24 protein-coding genes are annotated in these 20,396 nt (G+C 63.3%); 18 read left to right on the forward strand and 6 right to left on the reverse strand.

Annotated elements, in window-relative coordinates:
- The 13 genes from urtD (at position 1) to ABIE49_RS25725 (ending at position 10,350) form a co-directional block, all read left to right on the forward strand.
- Positions 1 to 762 carry an urea ABC transporter ATP-binding protein UrtD gene (gene urtD / locus ABIE49_RS25665; protein WP_192737164.1) on the forward strand — a complete coding sequence of 254 codons (762 nt, stop codon included), beginning with the start codon at positions 1 to 3 and terminating at the stop codon, positions 760 to 762.
- 3 nt (positions 763 to 765) lie between these two features.
- A complete protein-coding gene (urtE, locus tag ABIE49_RS25670) occupies positions 766 to 1,461 on the forward strand; it encodes an urea ABC transporter ATP-binding subunit UrtE (RefSeq protein WP_192737165.1) in 696 nt (231 codons plus the stop codon).
- A 43-nt stretch (positions 1,462 to 1,504) separates the two neighbouring features.
- A complete protein-coding gene (locus ABIE49_RS25675) occupies positions 1,505 to 2,341 on the forward strand; it encodes an urease accessory protein UreD (RefSeq protein WP_192737166.1) in 837 nt (278 codons plus the stop codon).
- A gap of 63 nt (positions 2,342 to 2,404) precedes the next feature.
- Positions 2,405 to 2,707 carry an urease subunit gamma gene (locus tag ABIE49_RS25680; protein WP_192737167.1) on the forward strand — a complete coding sequence of 101 codons (303 nt, stop codon included), beginning with the start codon at positions 2,405 to 2,407 and terminating at the stop codon, positions 2,705 to 2,707.
- A gap of 139 nt (positions 2,708 to 2,846) precedes the next feature.
- The gene (locus tag ABIE49_RS25685) at positions 2,847 to 3,152 is read left to right on the forward strand and encodes an urease subunit beta (RefSeq protein WP_192737168.1); all 306 of its coding nucleotides are present in this window, start codon (positions 2,847 to 2,849) and stop codon (positions 3,150 to 3,152) included.
- A gap of 83 nt (positions 3,153 to 3,235) precedes the next feature.
- Entirely contained in the window at positions 3,236 to 3,691 is a 456-nt protein-coding gene (locus tag ABIE49_RS25690) for an endonuclease domain-containing protein (protein WP_192737169.1), read from the forward strand.
- Between the two features lie 148 nt (positions 3,692 to 3,839).
- A complete protein-coding gene (ureC, locus tag ABIE49_RS25695; protein ID WP_192737170.1) occupies positions 3,840 to 5,552 on the forward strand; it encodes an urease subunit alpha in 1,713 nt (570 codons plus the stop codon).
- A 50-nt stretch (positions 5,553 to 5,602) separates the two neighbouring features.
- A complete protein-coding gene (locus ABIE49_RS25700) occupies positions 5,603 to 5,902 on the forward strand; it encodes a putative quinol monooxygenase (RefSeq protein ID WP_192737171.1) in 300 nt (99 codons plus the stop codon).
- Positions 5,903 to 5,929: 27 nt separating this feature from the next.
- Positions 5,930 to 6,229 carry a putative quinol monooxygenase gene (locus ABIE49_RS25705; protein WP_192737172.1) on the forward strand — a complete coding sequence of 100 codons (300 nt, stop codon included), beginning with the start codon at positions 5,930 to 5,932 and terminating at the stop codon, positions 6,227 to 6,229.
- Positions 6,230 to 6,335: 106 nt separating this feature from the next.
- Complete coding sequence (gene ureE, locus ABIE49_RS25710; protein WP_192737173.1) at positions 6,336 to 6,935, forward strand: urease accessory protein UreE; 600 nt, start codon at positions 6,336 to 6,338, stop codon at positions 6,933 to 6,935.
- The gene (locus tag ABIE49_RS25715; RefSeq protein WP_192737214.1) at positions 6,916 to 7,644 is read left to right on the forward strand and encodes an urease accessory protein UreF; all 729 of its coding nucleotides are present in this window, start codon (positions 6,916 to 6,918) and stop codon (positions 7,642 to 7,644) included. The genes ureE and ABIE49_RS25715 overlap by 20 nt, the downstream gene beginning before the upstream one ends.
- A gap of 29 nt (positions 7,645 to 7,673) precedes the next feature.
- Positions 7,674 to 8,312: an urease accessory protein UreG gene (gene ureG, locus ABIE49_RS25720; protein ID WP_192737174.1), complete on the forward strand. Its 639-nt coding sequence runs from the start codon at positions 7,674 to 7,676 to the stop codon at positions 8,310 to 8,312.
- Positions 8,313 to 8,691: 379 nt separating this feature from the next.
- The gene (locus ABIE49_RS25725) at positions 8,692 to 10,350 is read left to right on the forward strand and encodes a CHASE domain-containing protein (RefSeq protein ID WP_192737175.1); all 1,659 of its coding nucleotides are present in this window, start codon (positions 8,692 to 8,694) and stop codon (positions 10,348 to 10,350) included.
- Between the two features lie 323 nt (positions 10,351 to 10,673).
- On the opposite strand, the gene ABIE49_RS25730 is transcribed toward ABIE49_RS25725, so the two are convergent.
- A complete protein-coding gene (locus tag ABIE49_RS25730) occupies positions 10,674 to 11,219 on the reverse strand; it encodes a sigma-70 family RNA polymerase sigma factor (RefSeq protein ID WP_192737176.1) in 546 nt (181 codons plus the stop codon).
- Positions 11,219 to 11,425 carry a NepR family anti-sigma factor gene (locus ABIE49_RS25735; protein ID WP_192737215.1) on the reverse strand — a complete coding sequence of 69 codons (207 nt, stop codon included), beginning with the start codon at positions 11,423 to 11,425 and terminating at the stop codon, positions 11,219 to 11,221. The genes ABIE49_RS25730 and ABIE49_RS25735 overlap by 1 nt, the downstream gene beginning before the upstream one ends.
- 282 nt (positions 11,426 to 11,707) lie before the next feature.
- Between ABIE49_RS25735 and ABIE49_RS25740 the strand changes: the two genes are divergently transcribed.
- Positions 11,708 to 12,514, forward strand: coding sequence for a response regulator (locus ABIE49_RS25740; RefSeq protein WP_192737177.1), 807 nt, complete (start codon positions 11,708 to 11,710; stop codon positions 12,512 to 12,514).
- Between the two features lie 111 nt (positions 12,515 to 12,625).
- On the opposite strand, the gene ABIE49_RS25745 is transcribed toward ABIE49_RS25740, so the two are convergent.
- Positions 12,626 to 13,672, reverse strand: a complete 1,047-nt coding sequence (locus tag ABIE49_RS25745; protein WP_192737178.1) for a threonine aldolase family protein — start codon at positions 13,670 to 13,672, stop codon at positions 12,626 to 12,628.
- A gap of 188 nt (positions 13,673 to 13,860) precedes the next feature.
- Here ABIE49_RS25745 and ABIE49_RS25750 point away from each other — a divergent pair, with 188 nt between their 5' ends.
- Together ABIE49_RS25750 and ABIE49_RS25755 are read left to right on the forward strand one after the other, a co-directional pair.
- Complete coding sequence (locus ABIE49_RS25750) at positions 13,861 to 14,814, forward strand: hypothetical protein (RefSeq protein ID WP_192737179.1); 954 nt, start codon at positions 13,861 to 13,863, stop codon at positions 14,812 to 14,814.
- Between the two features lie 262 nt (positions 14,815 to 15,076).
- Positions 15,077 to 15,487, forward strand: coding sequence for a hypothetical protein (locus ABIE49_RS25755; RefSeq protein ID WP_192737180.1), 411 nt, complete (start codon positions 15,077 to 15,079; stop codon positions 15,485 to 15,487).
- A gap of 918 nt (positions 15,488 to 16,405) precedes the next feature.
- Here the strand turns inward: ABIE49_RS25755 and ABIE49_RS25760 are convergent.
- The 3 genes from ABIE49_RS25760 to ABIE49_RS25770 form a co-directional block, all read right to left on the reverse strand.
- Positions 16,406 to 16,846, reverse strand: coding sequence for a hypothetical protein (locus ABIE49_RS25760; RefSeq protein WP_192737181.1), 441 nt, complete (start codon positions 16,844 to 16,846; stop codon positions 16,406 to 16,408).
- A gap of 115 nt (positions 16,847 to 16,961) precedes the next feature.
- Complete coding sequence (locus ABIE49_RS25765; protein WP_192737182.1) at positions 16,962 to 17,303, reverse strand: ElaB/YgaM/YqjD family protein; 342 nt, start codon at positions 17,301 to 17,303, stop codon at positions 16,962 to 16,964.
- A gap of 81 nt (positions 17,304 to 17,384) precedes the next feature.
- On the reverse strand, positions 17,385 to 18,437 hold the full coding sequence (locus ABIE49_RS25770; RefSeq protein WP_192737216.1) for an AI-2E family transporter: 1,053 nt from the start codon (positions 18,435 to 18,437) through the stop codon (positions 17,385 to 17,387).
- Positions 18,438 to 18,939: 502 nt separating this feature from the next.
- On the opposite strand from ABIE49_RS25770, the gene ABIE49_RS25775 reads away from it, so the two are divergent.
- Positions 18,940 to 19,692, forward strand: a complete 753-nt coding sequence (locus tag ABIE49_RS25775; RefSeq protein WP_192737183.1) for a L,D-transpeptidase — start codon at positions 18,940 to 18,942, stop codon at positions 19,690 to 19,692.
- A 31-nt stretch (positions 19,693 to 19,723) separates the two neighbouring features.
- Positions 19,724 to 20,353 carry a DUF2865 domain-containing protein gene (locus ABIE49_RS25780; RefSeq protein ID WP_354066975.1) on the forward strand — a complete coding sequence of 210 codons (630 nt, stop codon included), beginning with the start codon at positions 19,724 to 19,726 and terminating at the stop codon, positions 20,351 to 20,353.
- Positions 20,354 to 20,396: the final 43 nt, after the last annotated feature.

Consider the following 20,396-nt stretch of genomic DNA (forward strand, 5'->3'; position numbering starts at 1 on the left):
ATGAACGTCATCGGTACAAGGACGACGTCCGCGCTGCTCTATCTCGACGGCGTGCACGTCTCGTTCGACGGCTTCCACGCCATCAACAATCTGTCGCTGACGCTGGAGCCGGGCGAGATGCGCGCCATCATCGGCCCGAACGGCGCCGGCAAGACCACGATGATGGACATCATCACCGGCAAGACCAAACCGGACGAGGGGGTGGTGCTGTTCGACGGCGTCACCGACCTGACGCGGCTGGATGAAACCCGCATTGCCGAACTCGGCATTGGCCGCAAATTCCAGAAGCCGACGGTGTTCGAGAGCCAGACCATCGAGGACAATTTGCTGCTGGCGCTCAATGTCGATCACAGCGTCAAGGGCACGCTGTTCTGGCGCGGCAGCAAGCCCGACGCCGAGCGCATCGAGCGCGTGCTGGAAACCATCCGGCTGAAGGATTCGCGGACCAAGCTCGCCGGGAGCCTGTCGCACGGCCAGAAACAATGGCTCGAGATCGGCATGCTGCTGGCGCAGGATCCGAAACTGCTGCTGGTCGACGAGCCCGTTGCCGGCATGACCGACGTCGAGACCCATCAGACCGCCGAACTGCTCAAGGAAATCAACAAGGACAAGACCATCATGGTGGTCGAGCACGACATGACCTTCGTGCGCGAACTCGGCGTCAAGGTGACCTGCCTCCACGAAGGCACCGTGCTGGCCGAAGGATCGATCGACCAGGTTTCAACCAATGACCGTGTGGTCGAAGTGTATCTGGGGCGGTGATCCATGCTGAACGTCGATAATATCAGCCTCTATTACGGCGCAGCACAGGCCCTGCGCGGCGTCTCGATCAAGGCCGAGCCCGGCAAGGTGACCTGTGTGCTCGGCCGCAACGGCGTCGGCAAAACCTCGCTGCTGCGCGCCATGGTCGGCCAATACCCGATTGCCTCGGGTTCGATCACGCTCAACGGCGACGATATCACCGGCCTTAAGCCGTACGAGCGGGCGCGAAAAGGCATCGGCTTCGTGCCGCAGGGCCGCGAGATTTTTCCGCTGCTGACGGTGGAAGAAAATCTCAAGACCGGCTTTGGACCTTTGAAGCGTGACGACCGCAATATTCCCGACGACGTGTTCTCGCTGTTTCCGGTGCTGAATTCGATGCTCGGCCGGCGCGGCGGCGACCTCTCCGGCGGCCAGCAGCAGCAGCTCGCGATTGGCCGGGCGCTGGTGATGCGGCCGAAACTGCTGCTGCTCGACGAGCCGACCGAGGGGATCCAGCCCTCGATCATCAAGGATATCGGGCGCGCCATCTCCTATCTGCGCAGCCTTGGCACCATGGCGATCGTGCTGGTCGAACAATATCTCGACTTTGCCTGCGAGCTCGGCGACAATTTCGCCGTCATGGACCGGGGCGCGGTGAAATATGCGTGCGACCGGAGTGCGATGGATCCCGCCGAGATCAGCCGCCAGATGGCGCTGTAACGTTAAAACGGATTGAGCCGCGGCGGCCGGTTTTGGGGAACGGATGCGGACCGAAACGACGGGCGCAGCTTCATCGACTTTCGCTGACAACCGGGCCCGGGGCGCGGTGAAGTTCGACGTGCGGCTGCAGGACGGTGTCACCCGCCGCGGCGTCTTGCATGAATCCGGCTCGCTCCGCGTAAGATTTCCCTCACCCGAGGACGACGGCCTGTCCGGTGTGTTCGTTAACACGGCGGGCGGCATCGCCGGCGGCGACCGCTTCGACATCGACATTGTGGCGGGTGAGGGCGCGCGGCTGACGCTGACGACGGCGGCGGCCGAGAAGGTCTATCGCGCGCCGGGGCCTGCGGCCCGGCTCAACATTGCGCTCAGGGCCGAGGCGGGCGCGCACCTTTCCTGGCTGCCGCAGGAAACCATCCTGTTCGACCGCGCGCGGATCTCACGGCGCATCGATATCGATCTGGCCGATGACGCTTCGCTTTTGCTGTGCGAAATCGTGGTGTTCGGCCGCGCCGCGATGGGTGAAAAGATGCTGCATGGCGAGTTCGTTGACCGCTGGCGGCTGCGCCGTGGTGGCCGGCTGGTGTTTGCCGAAACCATCCGGCTCGACGGCGATATCGGCGCAAAGCTCGCACAACCTGCCATCGCCAAAGGCGGCGTCGCGGTCGGCACTGCGTTGATCGTACCCGGCGACGAAGCCGTGGTGGAGCGGATCCGCGAAGCTGCCGACACCTTTGGTGGTGAGGTCGGAATCTCCGCGTGGAATGGATTTGCAATGGCGCGCTTCTGTGCCCAAGATGCGGCGCGGCTCCGCGCCGACATGATGACCGTGCTCGGCCGCGCCTCCGATGTGCCGCTGCCAAGACTCTGGCTTAATTAACGTCTCTGGCTCAACTAACGTCTCTGGCTCAACTAAGATCGATCCAATTACCCGAGTGCCTGCATGAATCTCTCCCCCCGCGAAAAAGACAAGCTCCTGATCTCGATGGCCGCGATGGTGGCGCGCCGCAGGTTGGAGCGCGGCGTCAAGCTCAACCACCCCGAAGCGATCGCGATCATTTCCGACTTCATCGTCGAGGGCGCGCGCGACGGCCGCACGGTCGCCGACCTGATGCAGGCCGGTGCGCAGGTGATTACGCGGGCTCAGTGCATGGATGGGATTCCCGAGATGATCCACGACATCCAGGTCGAGGCGACGTTTCCGGATGGGACGAAGCTCGTCACCGTGCATGAGCCGATCAGGTGAGATTGAAATCGTCATTCCGGGATGCGCCGCAGGCGCAGACCTCAGATGTGCAAGTGCACATCGGGGAATCCAGAAGTTATTTATCTCGAGATTCCGGGTTCGAGGCTTCGCCTCGCCCCGGAATGACGGAGGAGAAAAGATGATCCCCGGTGAACGCTTCATCCAGGACGGCGAGATCGAACTCAACGCCGGCCGCAAGACCGTGACGCTCACGGTCGCCAATACCGGCGACCGCCCGATCCAGGTCGGCTCGCACTACCATTTCTTCGAGACCAACCCGGCGCTGAAGTTCGACCGCAAGAAAGCCCGCGGCATGCGCCTCGACATCGCCGCCGGCACCGCGGTCCGCTTCGAACCCGGCCAGACCCGCGACGTGCAACTCGTCGCTCTCGCCGGCAAGCGAGTCATCTACGGCTTTCGCGGCGAGGTACAGGGCAAGCTGTGATCGCTGGTTTCGCCATTTTACGTGAGGTGAGCACGCAAGTCGGGCTCCCTCCCCCCTTGCGGGGGAGGGCAGGGGAGAGGGGTATGCCGCATGACGAGGTCAGCAAGGTTCAGCGAACTCGTGCCAAGCAATTGAGGCGCACGATGACGCGTGCCGAAACCCTGCTGTGGCGTCACCTCAAGGCCGATCGTCTCGCAGGCCTGGCCTTCCGACGCCAGACCCCCATCGGCAACTACATCGCGGATTTCGTCGCCCATTCCTGCAAGTTGATCGTCGAACTCGACGGTGAGAGCCATGATTTCGAAGAACGTATCCGTCACGACGCCAGGCGCGATGAGTGGTTTTCTTCCCGTGGCTATCGCGTGCTGCGCTTCACCAATGACGACGTCATGAAGAATCTCGAGGGTGTTGTGACGGCCATTGGTCTGGCAGCGGAGCAAGCCGCACCCCTCTCCCTAACCCTCCCCCGCAAGGGGGGAGGGAACCCTTCCGGTCATGCGTCCCTAACCGATCCCGACGACATTCGGGAGGAACCGTGATGTGCCGGTTGGCTGGCGTAACACGATGTGAGGTGAGCACACTTCTCAGACTCCCTCCCCCCTTGCGGGGGAGGGTTGGGGAGAGGGGTAAGCCGCGAGTCTAAATGTGCGTGATTTCAAACCGCCGATCTGAAGGCTGGAGCAGTTCATGTCCGTAAAAATCAAACGTTCCGTCTATGCCGACATGTTCGGGCCCACCACCGGCGACCGGGTGCGGCTGGCCGATACCGATCTCATCATCGAGGTGGAAAAGGATTTCACCATCTATGGCGAGGAGGTGAAATTCGGCGGCGGCAAGGTGATCCGGGACGGCATGGGGCAGTCGCAGGTTACCAACCGGCAGGGCGCGGCGGATACCGTCATCACCAACGCGCTGATCGTCGATCACTGGGGCATCGTCAAAGCCGACGTCGCGATCAAGGAGGGTATGATCGCCGCGATCGGCAAGGCCGGCAATCCCGACATCCAGCCGGGGGTCACCATCGTGATCGGCCCCGGCACCGACATCATCGCGGGCGAAGGCAAGATTCTCACCGCCGGCGGTTTCGACAGCCACATCCATTTCATCTGCCCGCAGCAGATCGAGCACGCGCTGATGAGCGGCGTCACCTCGATGCTGGGCGGCGGCACCGGCCCGTCGCACGGCACCTTTGCCACCACCTGTACGCCCGGCCCGTGGCACATGGGGCGGATGATCCAGTCGTTCGACGCCTTCCCGGTCAATCTCGGCATATCCGGCAAGGGCAACGCGGCGCGCCCGGCGGCGCTGGTGGAGATGATCAAGGGCGGCGCCTGTGCGCTCAAGCTGCACGAGGATTGGGGCACCACGCCGGCCGCGATCGACAACTGCCTGTCGGTGGCCGACGATTACGACGTCCAGGTGATGCTGCATTCCGACACGCTGAACGAGTCCGGCTTTGTCGAAGACACGGTGAAGGCCTTCAAGGGCCGCACCATCCACGCCTTCCACACCGAAGGCGCCGGCGGCGGCCACGCGCCGGATATCATAAAAATTGCTGGCCTGAAGAACGTGCTGCCGTCGTCCACCAACCCGACGCGGCCGTTCACGCGCAACACCATCGACGAGCATTTGGACATGCTGATGGTGTGCCACCATCTCGACCCGTCGATCGCGGAAGATCTCGCGTTCGCGGAAAGCCGCATCCGGAAAGAAACCATCGCGGCGGAAGATATTCTGCACGATCTCGGCGCGCTCTCGATGATGTCGTCGGACTCGCAGGCCATGGGCCGGCTCGGCGAGGTCATCATCCGCACCTGGCAGACCGCCGACAAGATGAAGAAGCAGCGCGGCTCGCTGCCCGAGGACAAGGGCAACAACGACAATTTTCGCGTCAAGCGCTACATCGCCAAGTACACCATCAACCCCGCCATCGCGCATGGCGTGTCGAAACTGATCGGCTCGGTGGAGAAGGGCAAGATGGCCGATCTCGTGCTGTGGTCGCCGGCGTTCTTTGGCGTCAAGCCGGATTGCGTCATCAAGGGTGGCTCGATCGTGGCAGCTCCGATGGGCGATCCCAACGCATCGATCCCGACGCCGCAGCCGGTGCATTACCGGCCGATGTTCGCGGCTTACGGCAAGGCGCTGACCGCTTCATCCGTGGTGTTCACGTCCAAGGCGGCGATCACGGGCGGGCTGGCGCGCAAGCTCGGCATCGCCAAAAAGCTCTATCCGGTCAAAAATACCCGGGACGGCATCTCCAAGAAGAGCATGATCCATAACGGCGCCACGCCGAAGATCGAGGTCGATTCCGAGACCTATGAGGTACGCGCAGACGGCGAGCTGCTGACCTGCGCGCCGGCGGAGGTTCTGCCCATGGCGCAGCGCTATTTCATGTACTAGGGTTCTGCCCGGCGATCTTCAAGCCAGAACAAAAGTCCGGGAGAATTCACGTGATCTACGTCGTTGCCACGCTGACCATCAAGCCTGAAACGCGCGCCGATTTCATCGCGGCGGCCACCGCCTGCATCATGGAAACCCGGAAAGAGCCGGGCAACATCGCCTATGATCTGCACGAAAGCGTCACCGACCATTCCAAGATGGTGTTCGTGGAGCAGTGGGAGAACATGGAGGCGCTGGGGCCGCACCGCACCGCCGAGCACATGAAAACCTTTGGCCGGGTCGCGGTCAAATGCATGAGCGCGCCGCCGAAGATCGAATACATCACCCCCGAAAAAGTCGAAACCCGCTAATCAAGAAAAGTAATGGGAGAGAAATCCATGATCTACGTTATCGCCACCACACCGATGAAGCCGGAAAACAAGGACGACTTCATCAAGGGGCACAAGGCCTGCACCATTGAAACGCTCAAGGAGAAGGGCTGCCTCTCCTATGACGGCAATGTCAGCGTCAACAATCCCAATCTCTATGTGGTGGTGGAGCGCTGGGAAACCCGTGACGACCTCAATGCGCATGGCAAGGCGCCGCACATGAAGGTGTGGCGGGAGTATTCGTCGCAGATGAAGACGGCGCCGACCGTGATCGAGATCATCAGCGACGGCAAGGTGGAGAAGTTTTAGCATAGCGTTTTCAAGCGAAGTGGGAACCGGTTCGCATAGCAATCGAGTTTACGCAGATTGCGTAGACTTATCTGCGGTAGAAAACGCATCAAACAAAGAAGGCTCAATGATTAGGGCAACACGCGTTCAGGGCCAGCATCGCTGGACGGAAGCCGCCGCCGATACCGTGGTGCTCGATTTCGACGATCGGCACCGGCGGCGGATGGCGATGACGGGCACGCGCGGGCTCGAATTCCTGCTCGACCTGGAAAACGCCATCGCGCTTCGCGGCGGCGACGCGCTGGTGCTGGAAGACGGCCGCCTAATCGAGGTGGTTGCCGCCCCCGAGCCGCTGATCGAGATCCGCGGCGCCGATCCGCTGCACCTGGTTCGCGTCGCCTGGCATCTCGGCAACCGCCATCTGCCGACCCAGATCATGCCGAAGGGCCTTCGCATCCGCCGGGATCATGTGATCGAGGCGATGGTGAAGGGCCTCGGCGCGCGCATCATCGAGATCGAGGCGCCGTTCGATCCCGAAGGCGGCGCCTATGCCGGCCATGCCCACGCACCGGAAGCCGCGCATGGGCATACCGGCCATGATCATTCTGCGCATGACCATGCCTCGCACGGTCATTCACACGATCACGACCACCACCATCATCATGATGAGCATTGCGACCACGATCATCACCACCACGATCATTCCCATGCTCATGACCGCAAGTGAGCCCGTCCCGGTTGACGGGATGACGGCAGACGAGGGCGCGGCGCTGTACCGGCTGATGACGTGGCTGTCGCCGGCCTTTCCGGTTGGCGCGTTTTCCTATTCCAGCGGCATCGAATGGGCGGTGGAGGCCGGCGACATCACCGATGCCGCCTCGTTGCGCGCGTGGCTGACGGCGATGCTGGCCGACGGCTCGGGCTTTTGCGACGGCGTGTTTCTGGCGCAGGCGCACCGGGCGGCGACTGCAAACGACAAGGCCGCGTTGGGCGAGATCGCGGAGCTTGCCGCGGCCTTCGTGCCGTCGCGCGAGCGCCAGCTCGAAACCTCGACGCAGGGCCGCGCTTTCATCGACATCGCGCGCGCAGCCTGGACCTGCGACGGCCTCGACGAACTGGTTTCAGCTTGCGGCGGCGTCACTGTCTATCCCGTCGCGGTTGGCCTCGTCAGTGCCGCGCATAAAATTCCGCTGGCGCCTGCGATGCATGCGTTCCTGCATGCGGTGGTCTCGAACTGGATTTCCGCAGGCGCGCGGCTGGTGCCATTGGGGCAGACCGACAGCCAGCGCATTCTGGCAGCACTCGAGCCCGTGGTGGTCGCGACCGCCTCGCACGCGCTGCACGCCTCGCTCGACGATCTCGGCAGCGCGACCTTTCGCGCCGATCTCGCGAGCTTGCGGCACGAAACACAATACACCAGGTTGTTCAGGTCATGATGACGACGACAATTGAGGGGACGATTTAAATGGCGAGTTCTCACGGCCCCCTGCGTGTCGGCGTCGGCGGTCCCGTCGGCTCCGGCAAGACCGCGCTGATGGACCTGCTCTGCAAATCGATGCGCGAGCGTTACGACATCGCCGCGATCACCAACGACATCTACACAAAATGGGACGCCGAGTTCCTGGTGCGCTCGGGCTCGCTGACCGCGGACCGCATCGCCGGCGTCGAGACCGGCGGCTGCCCGCACACCGCGATCCGCGAGGACGCCTCGATGAATCTCGCCGCGGTCGCCGACATGCGCGCGAAATTCCCCAATCTCGATCTGGTGCTGATCGAGTCGGGCGGCGACAATCTGGCCGCCACGTTCTCGCCCGAACTCGCCGATCTCACGATCTACGTCATCGACGTCGCCGCCGGTGACAAGATCCCGTCCAAGGGCGGGCCGGGCATCACCCGCTCGGACCTGCTGGTCATCAACAAGATCGACCTCGCGCCGCATGTCGGCGCGTCGCTGGAAAAGATGGATACCGACGCCAGGAGGATGCGGGGCGAGCGCCCGTTCGTGATGACCAATCTGAAGAAGAGCGAGGGGCTCGAGCGCATCATCGGCTTCATCGAGACCAAGGGCGGCCTGCGCCCGGCGCCGAAGGCCAAGGTTGGGTAGAGCAAGGCTGGGTAGAGGCAGGTTAGGGCCGGGTTAACGCCGCCGGATTTGGTTAACGGCCGCGGCCCACGGCCCTGCGTCGGCGCGCCTTCTTAAATCCGCCATCCCGGGGCGCGACGGTGACAGGATGTCGCTTCGCAAGATATTGCCGGGACGCCTGGAACCAAACGGGTCCGGCTTCATTAGCATCTTCTGGCCCCGCGAAATCAGCGTTAGCGGCGGCCGCTTGTTGCCCGCTGCCAACCCGTTAGTTGCGTGCTGATGATCGCTCATTCATATTCGCCCGCGATCGGCCGTCGTCCGGTTTACATTTGTTGCCGTCCCGGCAGACCTCGAATGTTTTCTTCTTTGCGCCAACACTTCATTCCCGAGTAAGCGAGTGGTCCGGCTGGGTTTCATTATCGGCTTCATCGCGCTGATCGGAGTTCTGCTCTCCGGTCTTGCGGCGTATCGCGTTCATGAACAGGAAGTGACCCTTGACGGCATCGCGCTGGCGCGCGCCATCGACGTTCACGCCAGCCTGGTGCAGGACCGGCTGACCGAACGCGAACTGCTGGCGCGCGTCGCCTCCGGCCTGTTTCGCGCGCCGTCGGTGCTCAAGGCCAACATGCTGCAGCCGCTGCGTGCGTCGATCTACGCCTTCAAGACCGATTTCGTGGTCGCCAACTGGATCGCGCGGCTCAAGCCGGACGAACTGGAAGCAGCACGTGCGGTGCTGAAGAGCTCGGGATTCACCGATCCGACGATTCGCGATTTCGACGATCAGCCGCTGGATATGAAGTCGATCGACAAACCGATCAACGTGCTGATGGACCTCGAGCCGCGCAGCGCGGATACGCTGAGCTTTCCGGGCCGCGCCTACGACCGCCACTCGATCATCGGGCCGGTGCTGACGCAGGTGATGAAGGGCGGCAAGCCTGTCGCGTCGGACCCGATCCCGCTGTTGCGCAAGGATGGTCCGGTCGGAATCGTGCTCGCCGCGCCGGTCTATCAGGAAGGCTCCAGCGAGGCCGCAGGCTTCGTCACGTTTTCCTACGAACTGGCGACGCTGATGCTGACCAATGACGACAGGTCGCTGTTTGCGGTGGTGCTGAAAGACCCGACTGACGTCAATGACGAATTCGTCGCCAACGACCAGGGTGTCGTCACCTTGCAGCCGGTCAAGCCGGAGGGCCCGGCGCCGTCGATGGTTCGCACCGTGACCTTCGGCGGCCGCGACTGGGCGCTCGGCTATTACGCCAAGTCCAACGTGGCCGTGCGGGCGCAGCAGACGGCGGCGATCGTGGCGGCGATCGGGCTGGCGCTGACCGGTATCGTCTGCGGCCTGTTCGGCTATGTCGCCTACAACAACTTAAGGCTCAGCCGCGAGATCCAGGTGCGGATCGGCTTCGAGCGGCGGCTGACGGCCGTGATCGACGAGCTCAACCACCGGGTCAAGAACATCCTCGCCGTGATCCAGTCGATCGTGACGCGAACGCTGCGCCACGGATCCGACATCGACGTCTCGCGCGAACTTTTGATCGGGCGCATCCATGCGATGTCGAACGTGGTCACGCTGCTGAGCGAGAGCCAGTGGCAGGGCGTCAAGCTGAAGGGGCTGTTCGAGGCGCGCGCGATTCCGCATGCCGACCGCATCGCGGTCAACGGTCCTGATATCGCGGTGAGCGCGCGCGCCGCGCAATCGCTGTCGCTGCTGTTCTTCGAACTGGCGTCGCATTCCGACGAGGGCCTGTCGCTGGTCGGCAAGCATCCGCATATCGTCGCGAACTGGGAAATCTCGGGCGAGGAGCCGGATACGGTTTTCCATTTCCGCTGGGAGGAGTTCAACACGTCAGCGGCGACCCGGCGCGAGGACAGTGATTTCGGCCTGATCCTGCTCGACCGCGTGGCGCCGGAAGCGCTCGGCGGCACCGCCAAGCGCTACTTCACCGACGTCAGCTACGTCTATGAGCTGACCGCGCCCATGGTCACCGTCGTCGACATGACCGAACGCGACCGCACCGAACAGCTCTCCGCCCCGGTGCGGCCGGTGAAATAGTGACTTCGTAGGGTGGGCAAAGCGCAAGCGTGCCCACCATTCAAACGCCGACGCCGATCGATGGTGGGCACGGCGCAAGCGCGCCTTTGCTCACCCTACGACGTGCGGAACCACCCGCGTCCCCCGCGCATTTATCCGCATCATCGCAATGACGGAGACGCACCATGGGACGCTATCTGCTGTTGTGGCTGCTCGGCATACCTCTGCCGATTCTCGTGCTGATCTACGCCTTCGGCGGCCTCAACTAGAAAACCCGAAACTTCCCGACAACAAAAAAGGCGGCCCAACCGGGCCGCCTTTTGTGTCATGCTTACCGGTGCATGTCAGTTGTTGCCGCCGATCACCGCGCGCACCGTGTTGTCGGGACCGAAATCCTCGGCGCCGTCGACATAGAGCAGGGCGGACAGCTTCGAGCGCGCGCGGTTGACGCGGCTCTTGATGGTGCCGACCGCGCAGCCGCAGATCGCCGCGGCGTCCTCATAGGAGAAGCCGGAGGCGCCGACCAGGATCAACGCTTCGCGCTGGTCTTGCGGCAGCTTGTCGAGCGCGACGCGAAACTCCTCGAACTCCAGATGCGCGTTCTGCGCCGGCTGGGTCTTCAGGGTTTTGGCGTAATTGCCCTCGGCGTCCTCGACCTCGCGCCGCCGCTTGCGATAGTCGGAGCGGAACAGGTTGCGCAGGATCGTGAACAGCCATGCCGGCAGGTTCGAACCGGGCTGGAACGAGTCGATGTTGGCGATCGCGCGCAGCAAGGTTTCCTGCACCAGATCGTCCGCACGGTCGCCATTGCCGCTGAGCGAGATCGCGAACGCGCGCAAGGACGGTACCGACGCCAGGATGTCGTCGCGAAGGGAGTCTGTGAGAGGCATTAGTCCCTCCCGTCAGTTTTTGCAGCTTGGTCCGGTTGGGCCGTTTGAGCCACTGCCGCTTCGGGCCCGTCGAGCTTCCGGATCAGCTCCGCAAAGCGGTCTGGTACCCCTTGGCGCACCACGTCGTCATACATGGCGCGCAGCTGGTGGCCGATTCTAGACTGGATCTCGGCATTGAGACCGCCCTGCTTTTTTACTTCTTTCATGATGTCATCCACGCTTCCCCGAGTGTTAAGTACCTTGTATTTCAAGACTTTTCCTCGAAATTAGGCCTTGGCCGCCCGCGCTCTTGGTCAAGCCTAATGCGATGGGTTCAGAAAAGTTCCGAAATTAGGGAACTGTTTGAAGGAACTTTTTTGCCCCTCAGGCGTATTCCGAAATGACAAGGGGAACCGGGTCGCCCCGTTTCAGGATAGGTTACGCCGGACCAGGCGTTCAGGTTCGACCCAATGTGGCCCGCACGGGCCTCAGACAAGGATGGAGTGGGGATGTCCCGATCACAGCTCGTTGCTGAACATTTGCCGCTGTTGCGGCGCTACGCCCGCGCGCTGACCGGAAACCAGTCGTCAGGTGACGCTTATGTCGGGGCCATGCTGGAGGCCCTGCTGCAGGATGGCTCGCTGCTCGACGAAAAGCACGGTCCGCGCGCCGGACTGTTCCGGCTGTTCACGCAGATCTGGAATTCAGTCTCGGTCAACGAGAACCCTGATGTTGCGACGCTGGCCCTGCCGTCGGAGCGCCGGCTCTCGAACATCACGCCATTGCCGCGCCAGGCCTTCCTCCTGCTGTCGCTGGAAGGCTTTTCCGAGGAGGAAGTGGGTTACATCCTCGGCACCGACATCGCCGAGACCCGCAAGCTTGCGGACGCCGCCGGCCGCGAGATGGCGGCGGAAATCGCCACCGACGTTCTCATCATCGAGGACGAGACCTTCATCGCGATGGACCTCGAGAGCCTGGTGAAGAACCTCGGCCACAACGTCATTGGCGTCGCCCGCACCCATGCCGATGCGGTCGCATTGGCCAAGAACAAGAAGCCCGGCCTGATCCTCGCCGACATCCAGCTCGCCGACGGCTCTTCCGGTCTGGACGCGGTCAACGAGCTGTTGAAGGTGTTCGAGGTCCCCGTGGTGTTCATCACCGCCTACCCCGAGCGCTTCCTCACCGGCGAGCGCCCGGAGCCGGCGTTCCTGATCTCAAAGCCGTTCCAGCCTGCGATGGTCTCGGCCGTCGCCAGCCAGGCGCTGTTCTTCCAGCGCAACTCCCGCAACCGCGCGCCACGGGCGGCGACGGGTTAGGCGCAGCGTTCTTCTGAATCGGAATGGCGCGCCTCACGGCGCGCCGTTTTTTTTCGCACTCTTCCGTCATCCCTGCGTCCGCAGGGACGACAATAATTGTGAGCCGCGCTCTCAGCGACGCGCCCCACACACCTCCCTGATATCCCTCGCCAGCGCATCGACCCTGTCCGGATCGGCGTCCCAGGCGAACATGAAACGCGCGCTTCCGCCGATGAAGGTATAAAATTGCCAGCCGCGCTGGCGCAGCGCTTCCAGCCGGTCGGCGGAGGCGCGCAGGAACACCGCGTTGGCCTCCACTGGAAACATCAGGTTGAAATCCGCCAAGTCGGCCACCGCGGCGGCGAGCCGGGCGGCGCCGGCGTTGGCATGCTGCGCATTGCGCAGCCACGCGCCGTCCTGCAGCATGCCGACCCAGGGCGCCGCCAGAAAACGCATCTTCGAGGCAAGCTGCCCCGCCTGCTTGCAGCGATAATCAAAATCCTCGGCGAGACGCGGGTCGAAGAACAATATCGCTTCGCCGACCGCCATGCCGTTCTTGGTGCCGCCGAAACACAGCAAATCCACTCCGGCCTTCCAGGTCATCTCCGCCGGCGAGCAATTCAGCGACGCGCAGGCGTTGGCAAACCGGGCGCCGTCCATGTGCAGCCGCAGGCCGAGATCGCGGCAGGTCGCCGCCAGCGCGCGGATTTCACCCAGCGAATACACCTGGCCGGTCTCGGTCGGCTGCGTGATCGTGACCACGCGCGGTTTCGGGAAATGGATGTCCGATCGGCCCGTGGCAAGGCCGCGCACTAGGTCGGGTGTCAGCTTGCCGTCCTCGCTCGCCGCGATCAGAAGCTTGGAGCCGTTGGAGAAGAATTCCGGCGCGCCGCATTCGTCGGTCTCCACATGCGCCGACGAGGAGCAGATCACGCTGTGATAAGACTGGCACAGCGACGCCAGCGCCAGCGAGTTGGCGGCCGTGCCGTTGAAGGCAAAAAACACTTCGGCGTCAGACTTTTCGAACAACTCCCGGAACGCGTCCGACGCGCGCTGGGTCCAGGGATCGTCGCCATAGGCGGTCGCGTGCCCCTGATTGGCCTCCGCCATCGCCGCCCACGCCTCCGGGCAAATGCCGGCATAATTGTCGCTCGCAAACTGCTGGGGGTTGGGGGGCATGGCGGGTCGCTTTCCTGATGTCATGGGCGCCATCGCTAGCATGAGGCCGCAACAGGCGCGAGGTTTGCCCCCCGAAAATCGCCAGAGAAAACAACGACTCGCAGGCGATGAACGCTTTGCATGGCTGGCGCCACTAAGCTCAGGACGGGCACTTGAGCCCAGCCCTCTCAACACCGGAAATCCATCCAATGAAGCGTCGAACGAAAGTTGTTTTGCTGGTCAGCGGCCTGCTGGTTGCGGCGGCCGCTTCCACGGTAGGCGTGCTGACGGTGGCGCTCGCGAAAGTGCTGGATCCCTATGATTATTGCGCGACCGGCTATTCACCGCTGGTCGTCCCGTGCGCCCTTCATTGGTCATCGCAGACCACCACTCAGGGGACTCCGGCAATCCCGTCGAACACGCCGCCCAAATTCCAGGGGAGCTATACCGACAAGACGGCATGGGCCATTGCTGACTGTCCGCAGAATGCCATCGGCAGGCGGCTGCTCTGCAGCGTCAGCTCGGACGCCAAGCCCGCAGAGGCCGCGAGCGACGATCTAGTCTCCGGCTTGCCGCGGCCCAAGCCCTGGGTTGTCACGACGGGCAAGAGTTCACGGTTCATTGACGCGGTTCACGTCGAAACGCCGCTCGATCTCGCAGGCACACTCCGCTTCTATCGCGAGGCACTCGCCAAGCGCGGCTGGACGGAAAATGAAGGCGCGGTCATCGAGCGAGACAAGGCCACGATCACGTTTGCCACCAAGGATGGACCGGCGCAGCTTCGGCTCACCCGCCAGGTCGACAGGACGATCGCCGATTTGTCGCAGCGCAAGCCTGCGGACGCGGATGGCGACATCCTGCCGATGCCAGGGCAAATGCGGTTGCGGCTTGGCAACGGCGCGAAGGAAGCGGCCGTCATCACCGTCAACCAGCAGACCATCAATTTGGCCGCTGGCGCCGGAGAAAGTTTGACTGACGATGCCCATAGCGGACGCAAATCGCCCAATGGTCAGGAAGTCAATCTGCCGCCCGGCAAATACAAGGTCAGCCTCAAGCTCGCGAGCGGCACGGCGCACAACCGGGAGTTCGAGTTCGCTGCCGGCGAGACCTGGGGCCTCGTGGTCGGCAAGGACGGCACCCCGCTCCCTGTGCAGCTTTATTGACGCGGGTGGCTCGGCTCGCGCCGATGTTCCTGAATTTTCAAAAAAAGCGGGGCGCGACCGGCATCACCACGGTCGCGCCCCACATCACCGGTCTATGGGGCAGGGGGAATGACCGGCTTTTGGAAAGACTCACAACCTGGGGAGTCGTTCCAGCCGCCTTCAAATATTTTCGTACACGGTTAAGTGATCGGTTGTCCGCCGAACCCGCACGGCCTGGTTCGTGTTGTGTTCATGATCGCCATGGGGCGAGGGACACACCAACATGTCACAGATTCATAAGGGAATTTTCGGCTCGCTCGCGATCGCCCTGACCCTTGGCGCGGGCGCGGTCCAGCTCGCATTCGCCCACGACCTGATCGGCAGTCGCCAGGCTACGGCCGCGGCGCCCGAAACCGGCGTCAATCGCGCCGGCAAGTCCGACCGCGCATCGGTTCCCGCGGCGGCCGGGCAGACCCAGACCATTGTGCTGCGGCACGACGGCGTCGCCGATACCTCGGTGCTGGTCCGCGTGCCTGTCGCCAAAGCGGTGCGCAACGAAACGCGCAACGGCCCGGCGCCGACCCCGCCGGCCACGAAGCCCGCGTCCAAGAAAATCGCCATCGCCTGCGAGCCGCCGGTCAGCGTCCTGACCGATGTGGCCAAGCTGCTCCAGCCCGGGCGGTGCGTGACGTAAGGGGTTGGTCGCCACCTCTCTCTCTCTCTCTCTCTCTCTCTCCGTCATCCCGGGGCGCACCGCTTGGCGCGAGCCCGGAAACCATTAGGCCGCATGCGCTGTCGCCCGATGGATTCTCTGTTGTGCAATTGCACATCGGGGAATGACGGGGAGCGATGCGACAAATCAACCCGACGGGCAAATCAGTTCTGTTTTTCGGAAACCGTGTCAAGTAGAAAATTTCTGTAAATCAAAAATATTTCTGTTGTCGGCCGGCCCAAATCAGTGCGCATCTATCGCCATCCCGTCCTACTCAGAAGGGCGTCGGCCGTCGTCACGGACGTTGGACGGGTTGCGGTGGACGCTGATGTCGCGAAGACGTACCGCGACAAAAGCGTACGGCAAAACCGTGTGGTTCTGGCGCCCGTTGCTGGCGTCAAGCCGTCGGCTAAGCGCAAGCTGAAGCGGTGGTGACGGAGTCAACCAAGAATCGTCTCCGGGGAGATCACGGCATAAGCCGTAAAGCCATTGCGCAGGGAAGGCCGGGTGTTCTCCGCTGCCCTGTATGCTCGTGTGCGCATTTTTCTGTGCAAATCGCACGCGGGACCGCGGGTGCAGCGCGCACCCGGTCTTCCCTGCGCCCTCTGTTTTCGAGGGCAAGGAATTCTGGCAAAGCTCGGGCGCTATGCGTCGCGAGAATGCGAAGCCATATCTGCTCTTTGAAAATTGGATCGGAAATGCGAGCGACACGGATGGTCGGCTCCCTCCCCGCTTGCGGGGGAGGGCGGGGGAGAGGGGTTCACACGGGCAGTCCCGATGACGCCACCCCTCTCCCTAACTCAAGAGCGAGCTTCGCTCGTCTCGACCCCGCAAGGGGGGAGGGAACGCACCTTTGCCTTGTCTCACGGCGACGTGCTAACCGCCTCTCGCGAACGACCTTCACTCCGCCGGCGCCTCGCCACCGGCCTGGCTTTGCCCGCGGCTCGCCAAGAATCCCAGCGCCAGGCCGCCGACCGCGAGAATCGGAATCAGTTTCTTGATGCCGATCGCGCGCACCACCTGAATGCCGGCGGCGACCAGCATCGGATCGGCCAGCATGGTTTGGGCGGCGGATTTTGTCGTCTCCTTGACGCGCGTCTCGATCTGTTTCTTGCGCACCATGTAGGAGATCGCCGCGATCATCGTCACCACGAAGAAGATGCCGGCGCCGGTCAGGCAAGCATAAACGGGGCCGTACTTCTCCAGCACGAAGATGAAGGCGGCCGCGCACAGAAACGATGTGGTGACGAGCAAAGCAACTGCGGCTGCTGCCGCGAGCGAGGTCAGCCGGAGCGCAGTGCCGGTCGAATCCTTGAAGTCATCGATCAGTCGCTGAAACATGGGCCCGCCTCGATCTGAAAAGAACATCAATAAAAGAAACGACCTCGCGCCAGCGCCGCCATCGGGAGATGAAGGCGGGCTTTCCGGCGCGGGTCATCATTGCATCATCGCCTGATTACCGGCGCCACATCGCGCCGAGCAGGAAGCCCACGCCGAGTGCGAGGCCGACCGTTGCCAGCGGCCGCTGCGTGATGACGTCCTCCAGCGATTCCTCGATCGAGGAGGCCGCATCCTGAGCCGCGTCCATCATGGCGCTGCCGCGCTCGGACATGTCGTCCACCGCCTGCTCCGCATTGGCGCGCGCCTGCCTGTAGCCGCGGCGGGCCTGCTTGCCCGCGGTGCCGGCAAAACTGTTGAGCGCATCGGTGATCTGGTCGGTGAGGGCTGCGATATCGTTTTTCACGGCGGTTACATCCTTTTCCAGGCGTTCGTAGGTGGCGTTGTCGGTCGGCGACATCGAAGGCTCCCGGGCATTCAATTCAGCTATTGGGGAAACGCCCGCCCGAAGCGGAAGTTCCTGCTGCGAAACCCTTTGATTCTAGGGCAACTGCGGCGAATTGACCGGCATCAGATGCTCCTTGAGGATCAGCGCGACGATCAGGATCGGCGACGCCAGGAACGCGCCCATCGGTCCCCACAGCCAGGTCCAGAACGCCAGCGCGATGAACACCGCCAGCGCGTTGAGCTCGAGCCTGCGGCCGACGATCGTCGGCGTGAGGAAATGGCCTTCGAGGAAGGTCATCGCGGCGAACAGCAGCGGTGCGAGCAGCCCCCCGCTGATCGTCGGGAAGGCAACAAGGCCGACCACGACCAGCACGACGAACATCGCGACCGGTCCGATGATCGGAATGAAGTTCAAGGTCGCGGCCAGCGCGCCGAGACCTGCCGGATTGGGCATGCCCGTGACCGCGCAGATGATGCCGGTTGCGATGCCGACGCCGACGTTGATCATCGTCACCATGATCAGATAGCTGCCCAGGTGCTCCTCGATCTCGTTGAGGATCCGCAGCGTTCGAAGCCGCACCGGCCGGTCGCCGAAATTCATCACCATGGCCCGGCGTAGGTCCTTCCAACTCGCGATGAACAGGATCAGGGTAGCGACGAACAGCAGGAACTCGGCGAGGGTCGGCGACAGGAATTCGAGCGTCGGCTGCACCCATTCGAACTTCGGCATGTGGAATGTCGCCAGCGTGTCGGAGCTGCCGAGCATGCCTTGCAGCTGCTGCCACAGCGCCAGCGGCCGGTCGAAGACGTGCATTTTTTCCTTCAGCTGCGCCCCCAGTTCCGGAAGCTTGCTGCTCCATTCCATTACCGGCGATGCAATCAGGCCGATCATGAAGGCTGCGCCGGTGACGACGGCGGCAACGATCAGGACGGCGCCCAGCGCGCGGGGAATACGATAGCGCTCAAGGAAGCTCGCCGCCGGCGACAGCATCGTGCCGACGATGAACGCCATCGTGACCGGCAGGAAGAACGCTTTCGCGGCGTAGAGCACGGCGACAACGCAGATGATCAGCAACGATACCAGCGAAAAGGCGACGATTTCGGCGCGGCTGATCAGCGGGGGCAGTTCGACATTGCTGTCGGGCAGCGGTTTGCCTTCTGCGGCATTGGCTTTCTGGCGGTCGCCCTGCGAAGTCTTCTGGTCGGAGAACCTGTTGTCGGAGGACCTGTTGTCAGAGGACTTGTTGTCGGAGGACTTGTTGTCAGAAGGCTTGCGGTCGGATGGCTTTCGTTCGGTTGCCTTGTCCCCGCCTTGCGCCGGCTTGCGTTCCGTCCGCTTGCTTTCATTGGACGGTGCCTTGCGATCGTCAGGCGCCCTGCGTTCTTCAGGCAAAGGCTTGGGGGGCAATACGCGCACAACGTTTCTCCCCCGCGCGAGGCGGTGTTCACATGGCAGCCGCGACATCGGCCCGCGAACCGAATTCTCAACCGCCCCAACGAGCGCCGGGAGCAGAAGTTCCATCGCGGAAGCGTGAACACCGGCGCGCTTGACAGCAGGCCGGTCAATTCGAGTCGCAGGGAACCGTGCAGCTTCGGTCGCGTTGCCAATTCAGAGCATCACACGATGCGTATCCAACCGGGGCAGTCCCATGACACAGTCCTCTCATCGCCGGCGTCAGTCGCGCGTAACCCACGCGCTCGTCTTCATCAGCACCATGCTGCTGGCCCCCTCGGTATTTTCCAGCGCGGCGAGCGCGCAGCTGCTGGGTTACGCTTCCACCCAGCCGAATACGTTTCCCACCGATGAGGTGATGGTTGAGCCCGACGCGGGCGTCGTGCCGGAGCGGCTGCGCCGTGCCGTCGTCGCTTTCAACACGTCGGAGGCGCCTGGTACCATCGTGATCGATACCGGCAACACCGCGCTGTATTACGTGCTTGGCCAGGGCCGCGCCGTTCGCTACGGCGTCGGTGTCGGCCGCGAAGGCTTTACCTGGTCCGGCGTGCAGACCATCAGCCGCAAGGCGGAATGGCCGGATTGGCATCCGCCGGCCGAGATGATCGCGCGCCAGCCCTATCTGCCGCGCTTCATGGCCGGAGGCCCCGGCAATCCGCTCGGCGCCCGGGCGATGTATCTCGGCTCCAGCCAGTACCGCATCCACGGCACCAACGATCCCTCGACGATCGGCAAGTTCGTTTCCTCAGGCTGCATCCGCCTGACCAATGAGGACGTCAGTGATCTCTTTGGCCGGGTCGATGTCGGCACCAGGGTCGTGGTGCTGCCGAAGAACGCGCCGCGCATGGAAACGCGGACCACCATCAGCGTGCGGCCGGCGCGTCCGGCGCTGACGACGCCGCCGTCGGGGCGGCAGGCAATGAATTTGACGGCGTCGCAGCTCAACTGAGCCGACGACCTGACGGGAGATACGAATGCACATGAGTAGAATGGCAATTTTGGGCGCGGCGGCTTTGGCAGGCGTTTCCGCGCTGGCGCCTGCGGCGCAGGCCCAGGACTTCTTCTCGGCGCTGTTCGGCGGCATGGGCCGGGCGAGGGGCCCTTATATTCCGTTGCCGTTTGCGAATGACGACGGACCGATGCCGGTTCAGCGCGGCGAGACGCGGCGTTATGGCGGCGGCGGTCAGGCGTTTTGCGTGCGTACCTGCGACGGGCGCTATTTCCCCGTCACGGCCTCCGACAATGCCAGCCGTGCGGCGTCCTGCGACAGCTTCTGCCCGGCCAGCGAGACCAAAGTGTTCTACGGCAGCAACATCGACAACGCCGCCGCCGAGAACGGAAAGCCCTATTCGGAACTGCCGAACGCGTTCCGCTATCGCAATGAACTTGTGGCCGGGTGCACCTGCAACGGCAAGGATCAGATCGGCCTCGCGCCGGTCAAGATCGAGGCCGATCCGACCTTGCGCAAGGGCGACATCGTCGCCGGCGAAAATGGCTTGCTGGTGGCCGGCCGCAGCGCCGACAAGCGCGGCGCCGAGCTGAATTTTTCGCCCGCGTCGGACAAGGTACGCGCGAAGTACGAACGCGTGCCGGTGGTGGCGCGGGAGTGATCTGTCCGTCATTGCCGGGCTTGACCCGGCAATCCATACCCTT

Origin of the sequence: Bradyrhizobium sp. OAE829 (assembly GCF_040546575.1) — a bacterium.
In the GTDB taxonomy this organism is placed as follows: Bacteria; Pseudomonadota; Alphaproteobacteria; order Rhizobiales; family Xanthobacteraceae; genus Bradyrhizobium.